The organism is Arthrobacter sp. SDR-2R (assembly GCF_057747955.1).
On the sequence record NZ_CM173231.1, the window covers coordinates 4,028,736 to 4,045,798 of the forward strand.

The following is a 17,063-nucleotide window of genomic DNA, read 5'->3' on the forward strand; positions in this document are numbered from 1 at the left end:
TGGACTGATGTCCCTCATTCGAGCGCTCGGCAAGGACCTGGAGGCGCGCAGCGACGACTCGTTGCGCGCCTTGTTCGCCGCGCGGCCGGACCTCATTTCCCCCTCTGTTCCGGACTTCGCCGCGCTGGCGGCGCGTGCCAGTTCACGGGTCAGCGTCCAGCGTGCGCTGGAGCGCCTCACCCGGCCGCAGATGCAGGTGCTTGAGACCCTCCATCTGTGCACCAACACGGACACCGGGCACAGCGCCTCGGCGGAGGGCCTGCACCAGTTGATCCGGGGTTCATCCCTGGCCGTCATCGAACAGATCATGGACACCCTGCAGGAACTCGCTTTGGCGCATCCTGCGGTCCCCCCGCATGGCGCCCACGCCCAGGCTGCCGGGCACCACTACTACCTCCCTGTCGGCTCCCTCAAGGATGTGGTGGGAATCTATCCCGCCGGGCTGGGCCGCAGCTACACGGAGCTGGTCCGCCTGCAGCCGGCCTTCGCCCAGCGGGTGGTCCAGCTGGTCTCCGAACTGCACCGCGGCGGATTCGCGATCCACGATGCCAGCACGCCCATGGAGGCGGCGCTGGCGCTCCAGCATTGGACCTCCTCCCCCGAGGCACTGCGGGACATCCTCGCCAACGCCCCGGAACGGACGACGGCGTTGCTCGCCAGGTTCCGCAACTGGGCCATGGGTGCCGTCCCCCAGGCGCAACGGAAAGCGTCGGTCACCACGGAGGGTGCCGACGTCGGGCCCGTGGACTGGCTCCTTGCGCGCGGGCTGCTGGTTCCGCTGGATGCCGCCCACGTGGAGTTGCCGCACAGCGTGGGGCTGGCCCTGCGCGGCGGGGCGATCATCGACGACTTCACCCTGTCCCCGCCGGCCCCGGAGCTTGGCCGGACCACCGCGGCGCTGCGCAGGAATGCAGCGCTCAGCGCCATCTCTGAAACCCTGCGGCTGGTCTCCGAACTGCTGCATGCCGTCAGGGAGAACCCGCTGGCCACGCTGCGCAGCGGAGGCGTGGGGATACGCGAGATGCGCCGCCTGTCCGACCAGCTGCGCGTCGACCAGGGGGTGACGGGCCGGCTGTTGGAGCTGTGCGGCCTGGCGGGCCTGATCCGCCTCGACGTCGACTCGTCCTCATGGGTGCAGCCGCCGCAGCTGGAATGGCTGGTGCTGCCGAGGCAGGAACAATGGCTGTGGCTGGTCAACGCCTGGCTGGCCAGCGAGCGCGTGCCGTCGATGGTGGGCCAGCCCATGAACACGGCAGCGGCAGCACCTTCCCGGGGACCGTCCGGAGCCACCATCCCGGCGTTGTCCGCCGGTGCGCAGCGGCCTGACGCCCCGGTGGTCCGCAAGCGCATCCTGGAGATCCTGCACGAACTCACGCTCGAAGCTGCAGGACCGGACGGCACCGTGCCCGTGCTGGATGCCGCCGCGGTCCTGCAGCGTGCGGAATGGTCCCAGCCGCGGATGGCCCGGCGGTTCAGTTCCCTCATCCGGGGAGTCCTCGCCGAGGCGGAGATGCTGGGCCTGGTGGGCTCAGGTGCGCTGAGCCAACTCGGAAGCGCGTTCGCCGAAGACCAGCCCGATGCTGCCCTTGCCATCCTTGGCGAGCACCTGCCGGCAGCCCTGAACCATGTGCTGTTGCAGGCAGACCTGACCGCCGTTGCCCCCGGCTACCTCGCTCCCGCCCTGACCGAAAAGCTCCTGGTCATGGCGGACGCCGAGGGGCAGGGCCCGGCCACCATCTACCGCTTCTCGGCGACGTCCATCAAACGGGCACTCGATGAGGGCTACGACGCCGCAGGCCTGCTGGCGTTTCTCCGGGAACACTCCGCCACCGCTGTCCCCCAGCCGCTGGAGTACCTGGTGGAGGACACGGCCTCCCGGCACGGCCAGCTCCGGGTGGGCCAGGCCGCAAGCTTTGTCCAGAGTGATGATGAAGCTGCACTCCGCGAGTTGCTGGCGGGGCCCAAAGCGGCGCAGCTCGGCCTGGCCCGCCTTTCCCCCACGGTCCTCACGTCGTCGGCACCGCCCCGCGAGCTCGCCGCCGCACTTCGGAGCCTGGGCCTGTCCCCTTCTGTGGACGGCGTCGAACCCGCCGCCCACGTCCGCCGGTCTTCCCTACCGCAGGAAAGCCTGCGTCCCGTCTATACCGCCCCGCGGATGGCGCCCGCGGCGGAGGAGGTTGACGCCCAGCTGGACGTCCTGCGGCGGCCGGGCCCCGCCGTCGGACACCACCCCGGTACCGCCGCCGGCGGCGAGGCAGCAACCCAGCTGGGGCTTGAGGCACTGCAACGGGCCATCCGGCTGAAGCAGCGGATCCACATGAACGTGGTGGACAATCTGGGGAATGCAAGCCTGGAAATTGTTGTTCCGCTTTCTGTGAGCGGGGGCCGGGTCCGCGTGTTCGATCCTGCCAAGGACACCGAGCGGGTCCTGTCCGTCCATCGCATCATCGACATTGAGGCCGCAGAGGAACTGCGCCAGTAAAGGATTCCCCGCGTGACCGACGGACCCCTGATCGTCCAAAGCGATAAAAGCATCCTCCTCGAGGTGGACCATGAGCTGGCCACCGAGGCCCGGCACGCCATTGCGCCGTTCGCCGAACTGGAGCGGGCGCCCGAGCACATGCACAGCTACCGGCTGACCCCGTTGGGGCTGTGGAACGCCCGGGCCGCCGGGCTGGATGCGGAGAAGGTGCTGGATGCGCTGCTGAAGTATTCGCGTTTCCCGGTTCCGCATTCGCTACTGATCGACGTCGAGGAGACCATGTCCCGGTATGGACGCCTCCGCCTCGAAAAGGACCCGCGCCACGGACTGGTCATGCGGACCGATGACTACCCCGTGCTGGAGGAAGTGATCCGGGCCAAAAAGATCGCACCGCTGCTGGGTCCAAGGATCGATGGCGAGACGGTGGTGGTGCATGCCTCCCAGCGTGGGCAGCTCAAGCAGCTGCTGCTGAAACTCGGCTGGCCGGCGGAGGACCTGGCCGGTTACGTGGACGGCACGCCGCACCTGATCTCCCTCAACGAGGACGGGTGGAAACTGCGGCCCTACCAGCGCCTGGCCAGCGAAAACTTCTGGGCGGGCGGCAGCGGGGTGGTGGTGCTGCCCTGCGGCGCCGGCAAAACCCTGGTGGGGGCCGCGGCCATGGCCACCGGTTCCACCACCACACTGATCCTGGTCACCAACACCGTGGCCGCCCGGCAGTGGAAGGACGAACTGCTCAGGCGCACCTCCCTTACAGAGGAGGAAGTGGGCGAATACTCCGGCGCCCTGAAAGAGGTCCGGCCGGTGACCATCGCCACCTACCAGGTGCTCACCACCAAGCGCGGCGGCATCTACCCCCACCTGGAACTGGTGGACGGCCACGACTGGGGACTCATCATCTACGACGAGGTCCATCTCCTGCCCGCACCGATCTTCAGGATGACGGCCGACCTGCAGGCCCGCCGCCGCCTTGGGCTGACCGCCACCCTGGTCCGGGAGGACGGGCGCGAGGGCGAGGTGTTCAGCCTGATCGGACCCAAGCGGTATGACGCACCCTGGAAGGACATCGAGTCCCAGGGCTACATCGCGCCGGCCGACTGCGTGGAGGTCCGCGTCGACCTGCCAAAGGACGAACGCGTGGCCTACGCCATGGCCGACGACGCGGACAAATACCGGCTGTGCGCCACCTCCGAATCCAAGACACACGTGGTGGAGCAGCTGGTGGCGCTGCACGCCGGCGAGCAGCTGCTGGTGATAGGCCAGTACATTGACCAGCTGGACGATCTGGGCGAGCGGCTGCAGGCACCGGTGATCAAGGGCGATACCTCCGTCAAGGTACGGCAGAAGCTCTTTGACGCGTTCCGCGCCGGGGAGCTGCAGACCCTTGTGGTGTCCAAGGTGGCCAACTTCTCCATCGACCTGCCGGAGGCCTCGGTGGCCATCCAGGTCTCAGGCTCCTTCGGCTCGCGGCAGGAGGAGGCGCAAAGGCTGGGCCGGCTGCTGCGGCCCAAGAAGGACGGCAGGGCGGCCCGCTTCTACTCACTCGTGGCACGGGACACCCTGGATCAGGAGTTCGCTGCCAGGCGCCAACGGTTCCTGGCCGAGCAGGGGTATGCCTACCGGATCATGGACGCCAAGGACGTGCACGCCGCGGACTGACCCGCAGCGTGCACGCCGTTCACGTCACGCCCTCGGAACTGTCGCGCTCCATGGTGCCCGTTCTGGGATCGAACTGCGGGCGTTCGTAGGCCAGTTCCCCGCCGCTGCGGCCGCCGTAGGGACGGCCGTGGTCCGCAAATTCCTCCCGGAAGAAGGCCAGGCACCATTGCCCCATCTGGATCCTTGCCCCGGTCCGCAGGACGGATGGTCCCGTCCGGGAGACGCTGCCGCTGACGGGACCGTTCGGTACCAGGACGTATTCATCCTGCCCGTCGTGCCTGATTTCGGCGTGCAGCTCCGCCAGGCCCTCGAGCCGGACGTCCGCGCCTGCGCCGCTCCCTATCGTTGTAACGTCTGCCGTGAGGGCCACCTCCCGCGGAATCTGCCCGGTCCAGGTGGCGGCGTCCTGGACAAAGATCAGCCGCGGCCGGCCACCGCCCCTGGCGTAGTGGGTGGTGGTGATGCGGCGGGTGATCTTCCGCTGGACAGTGGGCACCAGCGGCAAGGGAGTCGACGGCGGCAGCAGCCGCATTCCTTTGGGCCTCCGCCTGCCCTGGCGGACCAACGGCAGCAGGGAGCCGAGTTTGCCGAGCTTGATGTGGGGGGAACGCGTGACCAGCCGCTGGGAGGCAGGGCTGGCCACGTTGCCCAGGCTGAGGATGTTTCCGCCGGGGCCGGCCACGGTGACGCTCACCCCCTTGCGGGCCAGCAGCTCCGCCAGCGGTTTGATCTCCTCCAGGGAGGGCAGCCCGCCGCCGGTCAACGGCGCCAGGCCTTCCAGGGACACTGTTACCTCGGAGCCGGCGGCCCTGGCGCTGCCCGAGGTGACGGCACCGGACTCGTCCGTGTAGGAGAAGTCCAGATCAACGTCCAGACGGTACTGGGGCATGTCCGTCAGCCGCGGTTCGCGTCCGACCCGGCGGCATCCCTGTCGCTGGTGGTGACGCGCAGGCTGCCGTTGAGCTTCCATGTGGCGCGCGGCGCGTCCGGGCCGATGTCGCGTGGAACTTCAATGGTCATATCGACGAACTGGTAATTGATCGCAGCACCCTTGCCGGTGAGATAGGACCACATCTCCTCGGCAAGGTCTGCCCAATCCCGGATGCTGCGTTCGTTTACAGCTGCGTTTTCAGAAGCACTCAGGTCAGTCATGATGGTCTATCCCCTTCGATGGGCCAGGAACTATCGGGTTACTACCGTTGTTGGCGCGGGACCACCAGGGACGGGACGAGGCGGCAGCCGGTGATCCGTTGGAACGCTGGTGCCGGGCTTGACCGCCCGGCAAGCATCACTGTATTCCCGGCCGCAGGGCGGGGGAAGATGCCGGGCGCGGAACGTTCTTGCCGTGAATTGGGTTCCCTGGTGCGTAACAGCGGTCTGCGACGCACACTGGAAGCATGAGTCCACGAATCATTCCCGTCGTGCCCGGGCCCGGGCAGGAGTCGGTCTGGGACTATCCCCGGCCGCCGCGGATCGAACCCAGCACGGAACGCATACGCATCGTCCTTGGAGGCGAGGTGATCCTTGACACCACCGACTCGCTGCGCGTTCTTGAGACCAGCCATCCACCGGTGTACTACGTCCGGCAGTCAGCATTCGTCTCCGGCGCGCTGGAGCCTGCTGCCGGCAGCAGCTTCTGCGAGTTCAAGGGCGCGGCCAATTACCTGACGGTGCGCGGCGGGGGTAAGGAGGCGGACGGCGCTGCCTGGTCCTACCCCGAGCCGGCGTCCGGGTTTGAGGCGCTCGCCGGGCGGGTGGCCGTCTACGCCGGGAGGATGGATTTCTGCGAAGTTGACGGGGAACGGGTGCAGGCGCAGCCGGGCCGCTTCTATGGTGGCTGGATCACCAGCCGCGTGGTGGGTCCCTTCAAAGGCGAGCCGGGAACAATGGACTGGTAAGCCCAAGCGGGCCTTCATCATGCTCACAACGAATATCCAGACAACTCCCAGAGACTGGGAGCATGATGGGAACATGAACAAGAACGGTCCAGAAGCCAGGCTGCTCGTCGTCGACGATGAACCCAACATCCGCGAGCTCCTCTCCACGTCATTGCGGTTCGCCGGCTTTGAAGTGGTCTCCGCTGCCAACGGGCGCGATGCCCTCGCCGCGGCCGACACGCACGCCCCTGACCTGGCCGTGCTGGACGTCATGCTGCCTGACATGGACGGCTTCACCGTGACCCGCCGGCTCCGTGCCGCCGGGAAGCACTTCCCGGTCCTCTTCCTGACCGCGAAGGACGACACCGAGGACAAGGTCACCGGCCTCACCGTGGGCGGTGACGACTATGTCACCAAGCCCTTCAGCCTCGACGAAGTGGTGGCCCGGATCCGCGCCGTCCTGCGCCGGACGCAGCCCCTGCTGGACGACGATGCGGTGATCCGCGTTGACGACCTCGAACTCGACGACGACGCCCACGAGGTGCGGCGCGGGGGCACTGTCATCGAGCTCTCCCCCACGGAATTCAAGCTGCTGCGCTACCTCATGCTCAATCCCAACCGGGTGCTGTCCAAATCGCAGATCCTGGACCATGTGTGGGAGTACAACTTCAACGGCGACGCGTCCATCGTGGAGTCCTACATTTCCTACCTTCGGCGGAAAGTGGACATCGACCCGGAGGCGCCGGCCCTGATCCAGACCAAGCGCGGCGTGGGCTACGTGCTCCGGACGGCTGAAAAGCGCTGACCTTGCTGAAGCGGTGGAAGTCGGCCTCGCTCAGGTCGCAGCTGGTGGCCATGATCATGGCCCTGCTGATTGTGGCCCTGACGGTGACCGGAGCGGTCACACTGACGCTGCTGCACAGCTATCTCCAGGGGCAGGTGGACGACAAGCTGAATGCCGCCGTCGACTCTGCCCGGAAACAGCGCTCGTTCACGCAGCTGCAGGCGCCCAGCTCCATTCCCACCGACTATTCGCTGATGCTCTTCGCCCCGGGTGAGCAGCCGTACACCTTCGGCGGTGATCCGGACGACCACCCGGACATCAGCGCCATCTCCGTGGAGCAGGCGCAGGCACGCGGGCTGGTTCCCTTCCAGGTCCGTGGAACGGACGGGGAAAACTGGCGGGTGGTGGCAGTGACCGTCCAGAACGGCCAGACCACCGCCGTGGTGGTCATCGGCCTGCCCCTGGAGAGCGTCGACGATGTCCTCAAGCATGCCACCCTGGTGGTCACCGGGGTGGGCCTGTTGACGCTGCTGCTGGCCTCGCTTATTGCCAGCTGGACCGTGTCGAGGTCCTTCCGGCCGCTGGCCCGCGTGGAGAAGACTGCGGCAGCGATTGCCGCCGGTGACCTCTCCCGCCGTGTGGAGGTGGAGAACCCTGCCACCGAGCTGGGCCGGTTGAGCAGCTCGCTGAACGCCATGCTGGCGCACATCGAGACCGCGTTCGCTGCACGGACCGCCTCAGAGGCACGGATGCGCCGCTTCGCCGCCGACGCGTCCCACGAACTGCGCACTCCCCTGGTCACCATCCGCGGGTTCTCCGAGCTGTACCGCCACGGCGCCCTGGCGACGGACGAAGACGTGGCCACCGCCATGGGCCGGATCGAAAGCGAAGCCAAGCGCATGGGTTCGATGGTTGAGGACCTGCTCCTGCTGGCACGCCTCGACGAACAGCGGCCGCTGCAGCAGAAGCCCGTGGACCTGCAACTGATTGCGCACGACGCCGTGGTTGACACCCAGGCCAGCGACCGGTCCCGGCTGATCACGCTCACCGGACTCGACGGCGGACCGGCGGCACCGGCCCCGGTCCTTGGGGATGAGGCCAAGCTGCGCCAGGTGGTGGGCAACCTCGTGGGCAATGCCCTGCGCTATACCCCGGAGGGCAGCCCCATCGAAGTCGCCGTCGGGGTCCGCGGGACCGACGGCGAAGAACGTTCCATCATCGAAGTCCGGGACCATGGGCCGGGTATCTCGGAAGAGGACGCAGCCAAGGTCTTTGAACGCTTTTACCGGGCTGACACGTCCCGGACCAGGGAGACGGGCGGCAGCGGCCTCGGGCTCGCCATCGTGGCGGCCATCGTGGGGTCGCACGGCGGTTCGGTAAGGGTGGAAAAGACCGACGGCGGCGGCGCCACGCTGGTGGTGAGCCTTCCGCGGCGAGAGGATTCCGCCCGCACTGGCGGCGTGGACGGGCAGGAAACCACCGCCCGCAGTGCCGCAGGGGCCAAGGGCAGCGACGGGTCGGTTATCCACATATAGTCCTCCGGCCATGGCTGCCGCCCGGTTCTGCTCCATAGGCTCGTCCCAGCAGCCCGGATCCGCCGGGCGCGGGGGCGCTCCGCCCGCCGTATCGAAAGGCACAGCCATGAGCATTATTTCCGTCGACACCGAATTACTGCAGCTGAAGTCCGCGAACGTCCAGGCCACCGTGGACCGGATCAGGGCGGACGTGCACGCAATGAAGCGTGGCCTCGACGAACTGCAGGGATCATGGCGCGGTGCAGCGGCCACCAACTTCCAGGCGCTCATCACCGAATGGACCATCACCCAGGGCCGGGTGGAGGCGTCGCTGGCGTCCATCAACGCGGCCCTGGCCTCTGCAGCGGCCACGTATGCCCAGGCGGAGCAGGGAAACACGCAGCGGTTCAGCTGACGCCCGTGTGAGCTGAACGGTTCGCCTACGCTTCCGGCGTTCCCTGATGGAACCGCAGCCGCCACCGGCCGCCGTCGAGGACCCACAGCGAGCTGCGCAGCGTGGTGCCTGAGCGGGCGAAACTGCGGTAGGTCAGCAGGACCGCGCTGGTGCCGATGCGGTCAGCGCCCAGGATTTCGATATCGGTCCGTTCACCGGGATCCTCTTCGAGGGCCATCATCATGGCGTCCCGGGTCCAGACCCTTCCCGAGCTGCCAATCTCCATGAAGTCCGGGTGCAGCAGGACAGCCGTCCGGCCGATATCCCCCCGCACCAGTGGGCCCAGCAGCTCACGTTCGAGCTCTTCGACCAGCGCCTCAGGCGGGATGGCGCCGGCCTGTTGCGTTGCCTCGGCCATGTCAAGGGCGTCGCTGTCCAGTTCGCTGAACAGGTCAAGTTCATCGAAGGCCGGGAGCGGTTCAGGGGTGGCGCGCGGCCTGCCGGCGCCCGCTGCCGGTGCGCCACCGCCGGCCCCTGGTACCGGGCGCCCAGGAGCAGCGGTCGGGATGTCCAGGGTGGCGGGCGGGAAGCCAATACCGGAGGGCTGCCCGTCGGCGGCATGTCCGGAGCCGGATGGGGTCGCAGCAGGTTGGTGTTCGGCTGCGTGGTGTGCAGCTGCGTGGTGCGCGCCAGGGTGGTGTCCGCCGGGGAACCCGGGCCCGGACCTGGCTGCCACGCCCTGCTGGTACGCCGTTGCCGCGGCCCTGGCCCGTTCGTCCGCAGCCTCGTTCAGTTCATGGCCGGCGTGGCCCTTGACCCACTCAAATGTGTAAACCCGGCCGGCCAGCTCGCGGTCGAGTTCCTTCAACAGTTCCACGTTCAGGACGGGTTTTCCGTCTGCCTTGCGCCAGCCCTTGCGCTTCCAGCCCGGCATCCATTTGGTAATTGAGTTGATCACGTACTGGCTGTCGCAAAGGATGCGCAGGTCCTCACCGGGCAGGTGGGCGGTGGCGCGCAGGAGGTCAAGGACAGCCATCAGCTCACCCTGGTTGTTGGTCCCGTGCGGCCAGCCCCCGGCCCGCCAGCAATCGTCATTCACATACCAGGCCCAGCCGGCCGGACCGGGATTTCCCAAGGCCGAACCATCAGCCGCTGCAGTAATCGTCACCAAACCATCCTGCCAGAAGCCACCGACATTGGACCGACGCCACAGCATCCCAGCCTGGGCGAGCTGCCGCACCCCTTCCGGTGCCCCGGCAGCGGGCTGTGCGAATGGTCGTAAGCGCAACTTTGACGACCGAAGCGGCAGGGGTCGGGAAAACGCTTACCGAAACTTCTTGACGTGAGCATGCCGGGCGCGACACAATCACTTCATCACTCGAGAAAACGGTTTCTGATCTTCGCCGGTCAGCGCATCACGGCGACCCCGGCGCACAAGGAGCCCATCCGGAAGGAACATCAATGACGATTCCAGTCGTAAGCCGGCGCCGCTTCCAGCTGGGCGCGGCCGCGCTGGCACTCTCCATACTGGCCACCGGCTGCGGGGCCCCCGGCGGTGCAGGCGACAACGGCCAGGTGACCTTGCGGTTCGCCTGGTGGGGCAATGAATACCTGAACGCACAGACAAACAAGGTCATCGCGGCCTTTGAGGCATCGCACCCGAACATCAAGATCAAAGCGGAGCCGGGAGAATGGTCCAGCTACTGGGACAAGCTGGCAACGAAGACCGCCGCCAACGATGCGCCCGACGTCGTCCAGATGGACCAGAAATACATCGCCGAATACGGCGGCCGCGGGGCGCTGATGGACCTGTCCAGGCAAAACGGCATCGATACCTCAAAACTGGACAAGGAAGCGCTTGCGTCGGGCCAGTACGGCGGCGCCCAGTACGGGCTGAGCACAGGCCGGAACGCCTATGTCATCATGGCCAACACGAAAGTGTTCCAGGCAGCGGGAGTGCCCGTGCCGGACGACAAGACCTGGACGTGGAAAGACTTCGTGGACACGGCGGCGAAGATCAGCGCAGCAGGTGACGGGAAGAGTTACGGGGCCGCTTATGGCAGCAACGAAGCCGACCTGATCATCTGGCTGCGCCAGCACGGCGAGAATCTGTACTCAGGGGACGGCAAGCTCGACTTTGAAGCCGCGACTGCAGCGTCCTTCTGGGAACGGATCAAGGAACAGCGCGACTCCAAGGCCAGCCCCGCGGCCACCGTGGCAACCGAGGATGCAGGGGCAGGACTGGAGGAAAGCCTGTTCGGAACAAACCGGGTGGCCATGGCCTGGTGGTGGACCAACCAGCTTGGTTCCCTTGAAGCCACCACCGGCAGCAGCATAAAGATACTGCGGGCCCCCAGCGTCGACGGCGCCTCGGCCGGCAATGGCATGTACTACAAGCCCACCATGTTCTGGTCTGCATCCTCCCGTTCGAAGCATTCCCAGCAGGCCGCGGAGTTCATCAACTATCTCACCAACAGTCCGGAGGCGGGCGCCATCCTGATGACCGACAGGGGCGTCCCCACCAATCCGGACATCGTTTCGGGCATCACCCCGCAGCTTAAGCCGGCTGACACCACCGTGGTTGGATTCCTGAAGGACATAGCCCCGGACATCAAGGACGCACCGCCTGTCCCGCCCGTGGGTGCAGGGAGCGTCCAGAACGTCATCAGGAGGTACACGGATGAAGTGCTGTACGACCGGATGACCCCGCAGGCCGCGGCGGAAGCCTTCAAGAAGGAAGTCCAGGGGATGCTGGATTCGGCCCGGAAGTAACTCCCCTCCCACAGCTCCTTGTCCGGGCGGCCAAGCCGGCACAGGCCGCATCCGTGGCCGGGAACAAAACCTCCGGCACAAAAGTGCGGCCCCCTCGCAAACGAGGGGGCCGCACTTTGCGGTTGGCGGGAGAGGTCCCGGCAGGAGGGCTTAGAAGCCGCCCATGCCTCCCATGCCGCCCATGTCGTCTCCGCCTGCGGGGGCGGCGTTCTTCTCCGGCTTGTCAGCCACCACTGCTTCGGTGGTGAGGAACAGGCCAGCGATGGAAGCCGCGTTCTGCAGGGCAGAGCGGGTTACCTTGACGGGGTCGTTGACGCCGGCAGCCAGCAGGTCGACGTATTCGCCGGTGGCTGCGTTCAGGCCGTGGCCTGCGGGCAGGCCGCGGACCTTGTCCACCACGACGCCCGGCTCGAGGCCGGCGTTGAAGGCGATCTGCTTCAGCGGGGCGTCGATGGCAACGCGGACGATGTTGGCGCCGGTTGCTTCGTCGCCGGAGAGCTGCAGGTTGGCGAATGCCTTGGCACCGGCCTGGATGAGCGCCACGCCGCCACCGGCCACGATGCCTTCTTCAACTGCAGCCTTGGCGTTGCGGACTGCGTCCTCGATGCGGTGCTTGCGCTCCTTGAGCTCAACCTCGGTGGCGGCACCGGCCTTGATGACTGCAACGCCGCCGGCCAGCTTGGCCAGCCGCTCCTGCAGCTTCTCGCGGTCGTAGTCGGAGTCCGAATTCTCAATCTCGGCGCGGATCTGGGAAACGCGGCCGGCGATCTGGTCGGCGTCGCCGGCACCTTCAACGATGGTGGTCTCGTCCTTGGTGACAACAACCTTGCGGGCCTGGCCCAGGAGTTCCAGGCCGGCGTTCTCCAGCTTGAGTCCAACCTCTTCGGAGATGACCTGGCCGCCGGTGAGGACGGCGATGTCGGCCAGCTGGGCCTTGCGGCGGTCGCCGAAGCCCGGAGCCTTGACGGCGACAGACTTGAAGGTGCCACGGATCTTGTTGACGATCAGGGTGGCCAGGGCCTCGCCCTCGATGTCCTCGGCAATGATCAGCAGCGGCTTGTTGGACTGCATGACCTTTTCCAGGACAGCAACCAGTTCCTTGACGTTGGAGATCTTGGAGTTGACGATCAGGATGTACGGATCCTCAAGGACCGTTTCCTGGCGCTCGGCGTCCGTGACGAAGTAGGCGGAGATGTAGCCCTTGTCGAAGCGCATGCCTTCGGTGAGCTCGAGCTCCAGGCCGAAGGTGTTGGACTCCTCGACCGTGATAACGCCTTCCTTGCCCACCTTGTCCAGGGCTTCGGCGATGAGGGCACCGATTTCGTCGTCACCGGCGGAGATGGAGGCGGTGGCCGCGATCTCTTCCTTGGTTTCGATTTCCTTGGCGGAAGCCAGGAGTTCGCGGGTGACAGCCTCGACGGCCTTCTCGATGCCGCGCTTGAGGGACAGCGGGTCGGCGCCGGCGGCAACGTTGCGCAGGCCTTCCTTGACCAGGGCCTGGGCCAGGACGGTGGCCGTGGTGGTGCCGTCGCCGGCAACATCGTCGGTCTTCTTGGCAACTTCCTTGACCAGCTCAGCGCCGATCTTCTCGTAAGGATCGTCCAGCTCGATCTCCTTGGCGATGGAAACACCATCGTTGGTGATCGTGGGGGCGCCCCACTTCTTTTCGAGGACGACGTTGCGTCCACGCGGGCCGAGGGTGACCTTAACGGCGTCGGCGAGGGTGTTCAGGCCACGCTCAAGGCCGCGGCGTGCCTCTTCATCAAATGCAATGATCTTGGCCATAACGGCAGTAGTCCTTTCGGGACAGTCGTTAAGAATGAACCTTCGCTGCAGTGCCCGCGACGGACGATCCTTTGACGGCGGCCTCTGTATGCCTCCGGGAGGGGATCTCACTGAAGTGAGGTGTTTCTTTCGCTCCTCGTCCGGTGCCCCGCGCCGCCGGCCGGAACCAGGCTTTGCTTTAGCAGTCGGTACGTCAGAGTGCTAACTCAATAATTAGCACTCCCCAGGTGAGAGTGCAAGCGAAAAGACGCCGGACGGGCGCGTAGGGGCAGCGGCTTCGCCCAGGGCGATCAGCTTGAATGTCCGGCCGTCTCCCGGCCGGTGGGGGTGGGGTTGTTCTCCGGGCCGTAGGTGAATACGGAGAAAACGGCGGTGGTGATATCTCCGTTGGCGTCGAAGGCAACCGGTCCTGACTCGCCGTCGTAATTGATGTCCGGATTGGCAGCAAGGCCGCCCAGGCACTCCTTGTACGTCAGGCACGGGGCGGGCGGGGCTGTTGCCCCCGGGGCAGGCGTCCCCGCGGAGGGCGTCCCGTCGGACGTGGTCCTGCCCGATGCGGCGCCACCCGAAACCGGAACCAGGTTGGCGGCGATGGAGCGTCCGGCATCGTCCTGGGCCCTTGCCGCCGCCAGGGCCGCCAGGGTCACGGCGTCGTAGGTTTCAGCAGCATACGAGACGTCCTTCAGGGAAGGATCAACGGCCAGGAGCTTTCCCTGGAAGGCGGCGGTGGGCAGTTGGCCCGGGACGACGGCGCGGGCGCCGTCCAGGGCCCGGGAGGGGAGCCCTGATCCGTAGCGGGCAAAGGCGCCATCGCTGAGGAGAATCTTTGAACCCCTGAGGCCGGAGTTGTTCAGCTCGGCCAACGCGCCCTGCGTCCCTTCCCGGGCAACCAGGACCACGGCGTCCGGGCTGGCCTTGGCTGCGGAGCGTGCGGCTTCGGCGGCGGCGCCGGGCTTGAAGGCGGCTCCGGGCAGGACCGTCAGGCCGGACTGTTGCGCGGCTTTCGTGACGGCAGCCGACAGGTCCTTGCCGTAGGCACCTTCCTGGTACACCACGGTGATGCTGGCGGCCCCGGCGTCCTTGGCGAGTTTGGCCAGCACAGGACCTTGCGCGACGTCGGCCGCGGCCGTGCGGAAGTAGTAGCCTCCGCTGGCGATCCCGGAGAGGGCGGCAGCGGTGTTGGCCGGCGAGATGAGGGGTATGCGTGCGTGGGACAGGATGTCCACGGCGGCGGCCGCGTGGCTGGAATCGGTGGGTCCAATGACCACGTCCGCCTTGGCGGCCACCAGGTCCTTGGCCTGGCCTGCGGCTTCCTGGTCCGGATGCGCCGGCAGCAGCTCCACCGGCCGGCCTTTGTGTCCGCCGGCGGCGTTGATTTCCTGGATGGCCAGCTTGGCGGCCGCCAGCTGGGGCGCATTAAGGAAGGCATTGCCGCCGGTGTTGTCCAGGATCAGGCCCACCCGGAGGACGCCATCGCCGGAGGCTTCGACCGGGTCCACCCTGGCGTTGCCGCCGGCGCCCGAACATGCTGTGACCGCGAGGACTGCCCCCAGGGAAACGGCCAGCGCCGCTCGGCCGCGGACCGGGAAACGGTAAAACGGCATCACTGGGCGGGCCGGACGTTTTCCGCCTGGGGACCTTTTTCGCCCTCCCCGACTTCCAGCTGCACCCTCTGCCCCTCATCCAGTGCGCGGTAGCCCTCCCCCTGGATCGCGGACCAGTGGACAAAAACGTCATCACCGGAGCCGTCAACGGTGATGAAGCCATAGCCCTTTTCAGCGTTGAACCATTTGACGGTTCCCAGTGCCATGATGAACAACTCTTTCCGTTGGGGTTATGCAGCCGTGGGCGGAGCGGGTGCGGCTAGCGGTATCCGGGGCCAAGCACCACCACGAGCCGCACCTGGAATTCGGTGCTGTTCACCACGGTGGGGATGTTGAGCAGCCCGGCAAGCGCCTGTGCGTTTGCCAGTTGCTGGGGGCCGGAGTAGAAGATCACGGAGGATTTCTGCGGGGCGCCGGACCAGTTGCCTACCTGGCCGAGGCGCCATCCGTCCGCCTGGACGGTTCCGGCCACCCGGCTGGCCAGCCCTGCCGTGCCTGCCGCGTTGTAAACCGCCACTGCCTGCGTCCTGTCGACGGCTGCCTCCCGGGTGGCGGAAGGTGTGGCCTGGGGCTCCGGGTCACTGCTTTGGGTTGGTTCAGACGAAGCAGACGGAGACGGCGAAGCAGGAGGCGCGGATGCCTGCGTGGCCGATGGGGTGGTTCCGGTTCCGGCCAGCGGAGCTGACTCCACGCTCGCCGATGCCTGGCTCGCGGTGGCGCTGAATCCCAGCTTGGGAAGGATCAGGAAGGACACCAGCCCTATGGCAAGGGCCGCCATCCCCACTACCAGGATGGGCCACAGCCGCACCCGGGACGGGGCCGAGGCCGTCCGGTGGACACCTTGTCGCGACGCGGCCTCCGGGACCTTGTCGAATTCATCGCGGGCGTATCTGGTCATGGTGGAAGGACATCCTTGTTGATTGCGGCTGTTGTCCCGGCCTGGGGGTTGTTAAGCGTCGGATCCCAGGCGCCGGGCAGTGCGCGCACGGTGGCGCGACGTACGTAGTCTACGCAATCTCTTCACCAGCATGGGATCGTGTGCCAGCGCATCCTCGCGGTCGATCAGTGCGTTCAGGAGCTGGTAGTAATGGGTCGCGGAGAGGTCAAAGAGGTCGCGGATGGCCTGCTCCTTGGCCCCTGCGTACTTCCACCATTGCCGTTCCAGGGCCAGCATCTGCTGTTCGGGCTCGGAGAGGGAGGACTCACGGAGGGTGAAATCCGCCAAAAGGGACTTCCGTGGATCCTGCTCCGGCAGGTGTTCCCGGGCCGGTTCCGCCACGGCACACTCCTTCGCTGGTTACGGTAAATGTCTTACCCCCATGCTACCGGTCGAATAACACCGGTGTCATTCGCGCCCCGCGCCTGCACCGGCCCGGTGCCGCGGGCGGGCGTCCCCCGATGGCCTGCAAGAATGGAACGATGTTTGAATCGGATGCGCTGTTCGAGCTGCAGCAGGACCCGGCGGACGGCACCCGCTTCGCTGACCTGGCTGACCTGCCCCTGGCGGAGCTCATGGCGCCGGACTGGGCCGCGGCCCTGCAGGGAGTGGAGGGCAAGCTCCGGTCGGTCCTGGCCTTCCTGGCTGCCGAAGAGGCGGCCGGGCACCAACTCCTGCCGCCGCCGTCGAACGTCCTGCGCGCCTTCCGCCAGCCGCTCGCCGGCGTCAAGGTCCTCATCGTGGGCCAGGACCCCTACCCCACCGCGGAGCACGCAGTCGGGCTGTCGTTTTCCGTCGATGCCCGCACGCGCCCCCTCCCCCGCAGCCTGGTGAACATCTACCGCGAACTCGAATCGGACCTCGGCATTCCGCCGCGCGTCCATGGCGACCTGTCGGCATGGACGGAGCAGGGCGTGCTGCTCCTGAACCGGGTACTCACGGTCAGGGCAGGATCTGCTGGGTCCCACCGGGGCAAAGGCTGGGAGGACATTACGACGGCGGCCGTCACCGCCCTGGCATGCCGCCGGGCCGCGGATGGGTCCAGGATGCCTTTGGTGGCGGTGTTGTGGGGCAAGGAGGCGGAGGGCCTCCAGCCGCTGCTGGCAGGCGCCCCCGCCGTCATCAGCCCGCACCCCAGCCCGCTGTCCGCCTCCCGCGGGTTCTTTGGCTCCAGGCCATTCAGCCGGGTGAACCAACTGTTGCGCGAACAGGGTGCAACGGCCGTAACCTGGGAACTCCCGCCGTCGCCCTAGCT

The 17,063-nt window shown here is 67.0% G+C and carries 16 protein-coding genes; 8 read left to right on the forward strand and 8 right to left on the reverse strand.

Annotated features, from left to right (window positions below; genetic code table 11):
* The first annotated feature begins 7 nt into the window (after window positions 1-7).
* Both AC3ANU_RS18605 and AC3ANU_RS18610 read left to right on the forward strand, forming a co-directional pair.
* Window positions 8-2,482, forward strand: a complete 2,475-nt coding sequence (locus AC3ANU_RS18605) for a helicase-associated domain-containing protein (protein WP_488315049.1) — start codon at window positions 8-10, stop codon at window positions 2,480-2,482.
* 12 nt (window positions 2,483-2,494) lie between these two features.
* A complete protein-coding gene (locus AC3ANU_RS18610) occupies window positions 2,495-4,141 on the forward strand; it encodes a DNA repair helicase XPB (RefSeq protein WP_488315050.1) in 1,647 nt (548 codons plus the stop codon).
* A gap of 19 nt (window positions 4,142-4,160) precedes the next feature.
* Here AC3ANU_RS18610 and AC3ANU_RS18615 read toward each other — a convergent pair whose 3' ends face one another.
* Together AC3ANU_RS18615 and AC3ANU_RS18620 are read right to left on the reverse strand one after the other, a co-directional pair.
* Entirely contained in the window at window positions 4,161-5,030 is an 870-nt protein-coding gene (locus AC3ANU_RS18615; RefSeq protein WP_056389153.1) for an FHA domain-containing protein, read from the reverse strand.
* Between the two features lie 5 nt (window positions 5,031-5,035).
* A complete protein-coding gene (locus AC3ANU_RS18620; protein WP_134165648.1) occupies window positions 5,036-5,293 on the reverse strand; it encodes a hypothetical protein in 258 nt (85 codons plus the stop codon).
* 245 nt (window positions 5,294-5,538) lie between these two features.
* Between AC3ANU_RS18620 and AC3ANU_RS18625 the strand changes: the two genes are divergently transcribed.
* The 4 genes from AC3ANU_RS18625 (at window position 5,539) to AC3ANU_RS18640 (ending at window position 8,731) form a co-directional block, all read left to right on the forward strand.
* Window positions 5,539-6,039 carry a DUF427 domain-containing protein gene (locus tag AC3ANU_RS18625; protein WP_026265813.1) on the forward strand — a complete coding sequence of 167 codons (501 nt, stop codon included), beginning with the start codon at window positions 5,539-5,541 and terminating at the stop codon, window positions 6,037-6,039.
* Window positions 6,040-6,112: 73 nt separating this feature from the next.
* Entirely contained in the window at window positions 6,113-6,823 is a 711-nt protein-coding gene (locus tag AC3ANU_RS18630) for a response regulator transcription factor (RefSeq protein WP_018769540.1), read from the forward strand.
* Between the two features lie 2 nt (window positions 6,824-6,825).
* Window positions 6,826-8,337, forward strand: a complete 1,512-nt coding sequence (locus AC3ANU_RS18635; protein ID WP_488315051.1) for a sensor histidine kinase — start codon at window positions 6,826-6,828, stop codon at window positions 8,335-8,337.
* A 106-nt stretch (window positions 8,338-8,443) separates the two neighbouring features.
* The gene (locus AC3ANU_RS18640) at window positions 8,444-8,731 is read left to right on the forward strand and encodes a WXG100 family type VII secretion target (protein ID WP_488315052.1); all 288 of its coding nucleotides are present in this window, start codon (window positions 8,444-8,446) and stop codon (window positions 8,729-8,731) included.
* A 25-nt stretch (window positions 8,732-8,756) separates the two neighbouring features.
* On the opposite strand, the gene AC3ANU_RS18645 is transcribed toward AC3ANU_RS18640, so the two are convergent.
* Window positions 8,757-9,878 (reverse strand): ribonuclease HI family protein, encoded by a 1,122-nt coding sequence (locus AC3ANU_RS18645; RefSeq protein ID WP_268002620.1) that lies wholly within the window; start codon window positions 9,876-9,878, stop codon window positions 8,757-8,759.
* Window positions 9,879-10,171: 293 nt separating this feature from the next.
* Between AC3ANU_RS18645 and AC3ANU_RS18650 the strand changes: the two genes are divergently transcribed.
* Entirely contained in the window at window positions 10,172-11,482 is a 1,311-nt protein-coding gene (locus AC3ANU_RS18650; RefSeq protein WP_488315053.1) for an ABC transporter substrate-binding protein, read from the forward strand.
* Window positions 11,483-11,632: 150 nt separating this feature from the next.
* Here AC3ANU_RS18650 and groL read toward each other — a convergent pair whose 3' ends face one another.
* The 5 genes from groL to AC3ANU_RS18675 form a co-directional block, all read right to left on the reverse strand.
* On the reverse strand, window positions 11,633-13,267 hold the full coding sequence (gene groL, locus AC3ANU_RS18655) for a chaperonin GroEL (protein ID WP_018769535.1): 1,635 nt from the start codon (window positions 13,265-13,267) through the stop codon (window positions 11,633-11,635).
* Window positions 13,268-13,557: 290 nt separating this feature from the next.
* Window positions 13,558-14,871, reverse strand: coding sequence for an ABC transporter substrate-binding protein (locus AC3ANU_RS18660; protein WP_488315054.1), 1,314 nt, complete (start codon window positions 14,869-14,871; stop codon window positions 13,558-13,560).
* Complete coding sequence (locus tag AC3ANU_RS18665) at window positions 14,871-15,077, reverse strand: cold-shock protein (protein WP_134165653.1); 207 nt, start codon at window positions 15,075-15,077, stop codon at window positions 14,871-14,873. The genes AC3ANU_RS18660 and AC3ANU_RS18665 overlap by 1 nt, the downstream gene beginning before the upstream one ends.
* Before the next feature lie 53 nt (window positions 15,078-15,130).
* Window positions 15,131-15,769, reverse strand: a complete 639-nt coding sequence (locus AC3ANU_RS18670; protein WP_488315055.1) for a LytR C-terminal domain-containing protein — start codon at window positions 15,767-15,769, stop codon at window positions 15,131-15,133.
* 51 nt (window positions 15,770-15,820) lie between these two features.
* Window positions 15,821-16,150, reverse strand: coding sequence for a DUF3263 domain-containing protein (locus AC3ANU_RS18675; protein WP_488315056.1), 330 nt, complete (start codon window positions 16,148-16,150; stop codon window positions 15,821-15,823).
* A gap of 140 nt (window positions 16,151-16,290) precedes the next feature.
* On the opposite strand from AC3ANU_RS18675, the gene AC3ANU_RS18680 reads away from it, so the two are divergent.
* A complete protein-coding gene (locus AC3ANU_RS18680) occupies window positions 16,291-17,061 on the forward strand; it encodes a uracil-DNA glycosylase (protein ID WP_488315057.1) in 771 nt (256 codons plus the stop codon).
* Window positions 17,062-17,063 lie beyond the last annotated feature (2 nt).

Bases quoted from the DNA above. Each gene is read 5' to 3' on its own strand.
- AC3ANU_RS18660 (WP_488315054.1), bottom strand. From the start codon at position 14,871: ATGCCGTTTTACCGTTTCCCGGTCCGCGGCCGAGCGGCGCTGGCCGTT.
- AC3ANU_RS18625 (WP_026265813.1), top strand. From the start codon at position 5,539: ATGAGTCCACGAATCATTCCCGTCGTGCCCGGGCCCGGGCAGGAGTCG.
- groL (WP_018769535.1), bottom strand. From the start codon at position 13,267: ATGGCCAAGATCATTGCATTTGATGAAGAGGCACGCCGCGGCCTTGAG.
- AC3ANU_RS18680 (WP_488315057.1), top strand. From the start codon at position 16,291: ATGTTTGAATCGGATGCGCTGTTCGAGCTGCAGCAGGACCCGGCGGAC.
- AC3ANU_RS18615 (WP_056389153.1), bottom strand. From the start codon at position 5,030: ATGCCCCAGTACCGTCTGGACGTTGATCTGGACTTCTCCTACACGGAC.
- AC3ANU_RS18620 (WP_134165648.1), bottom strand. From the start codon at position 5,293: ATGACTGACCTGAGTGCTTCTGAAAACGCAGCTGTAAACGAACGCAGC.
- AC3ANU_RS18670 (WP_488315055.1), bottom strand. From the start codon at position 15,769: ATGACCAGATACGCCCGCGATGAATTCGACAAGGTCCCGGAGGCCGCG.
- AC3ANU_RS18630 (WP_018769540.1), top strand. From the start codon at position 6,113: ATGAACAAGAACGGTCCAGAAGCCAGGCTGCTCGTCGTCGACGATGAA.
- AC3ANU_RS18605 (WP_488315049.1), top strand. From the start codon at position 8: ATGTCCCTCATTCGAGCGCTCGGCAAGGACCTGGAGGCGCGCAGCGAC.
- AC3ANU_RS18665 (WP_134165653.1), bottom strand. From the start codon at position 15,077: ATGGCACTGGGAACCGTCAAATGGTTCAACGCTGAAAAGGGCTATGGC.
- AC3ANU_RS18640 (WP_488315052.1), top strand. From the start codon at position 8,444: ATGAGCATTATTTCCGTCGACACCGAATTACTGCAGCTGAAGTCCGCG.
- AC3ANU_RS18650 (WP_488315053.1), top strand. From the start codon at position 10,172: ATGACGATTCCAGTCGTAAGCCGGCGCCGCTTCCAGCTGGGCGCGGCC.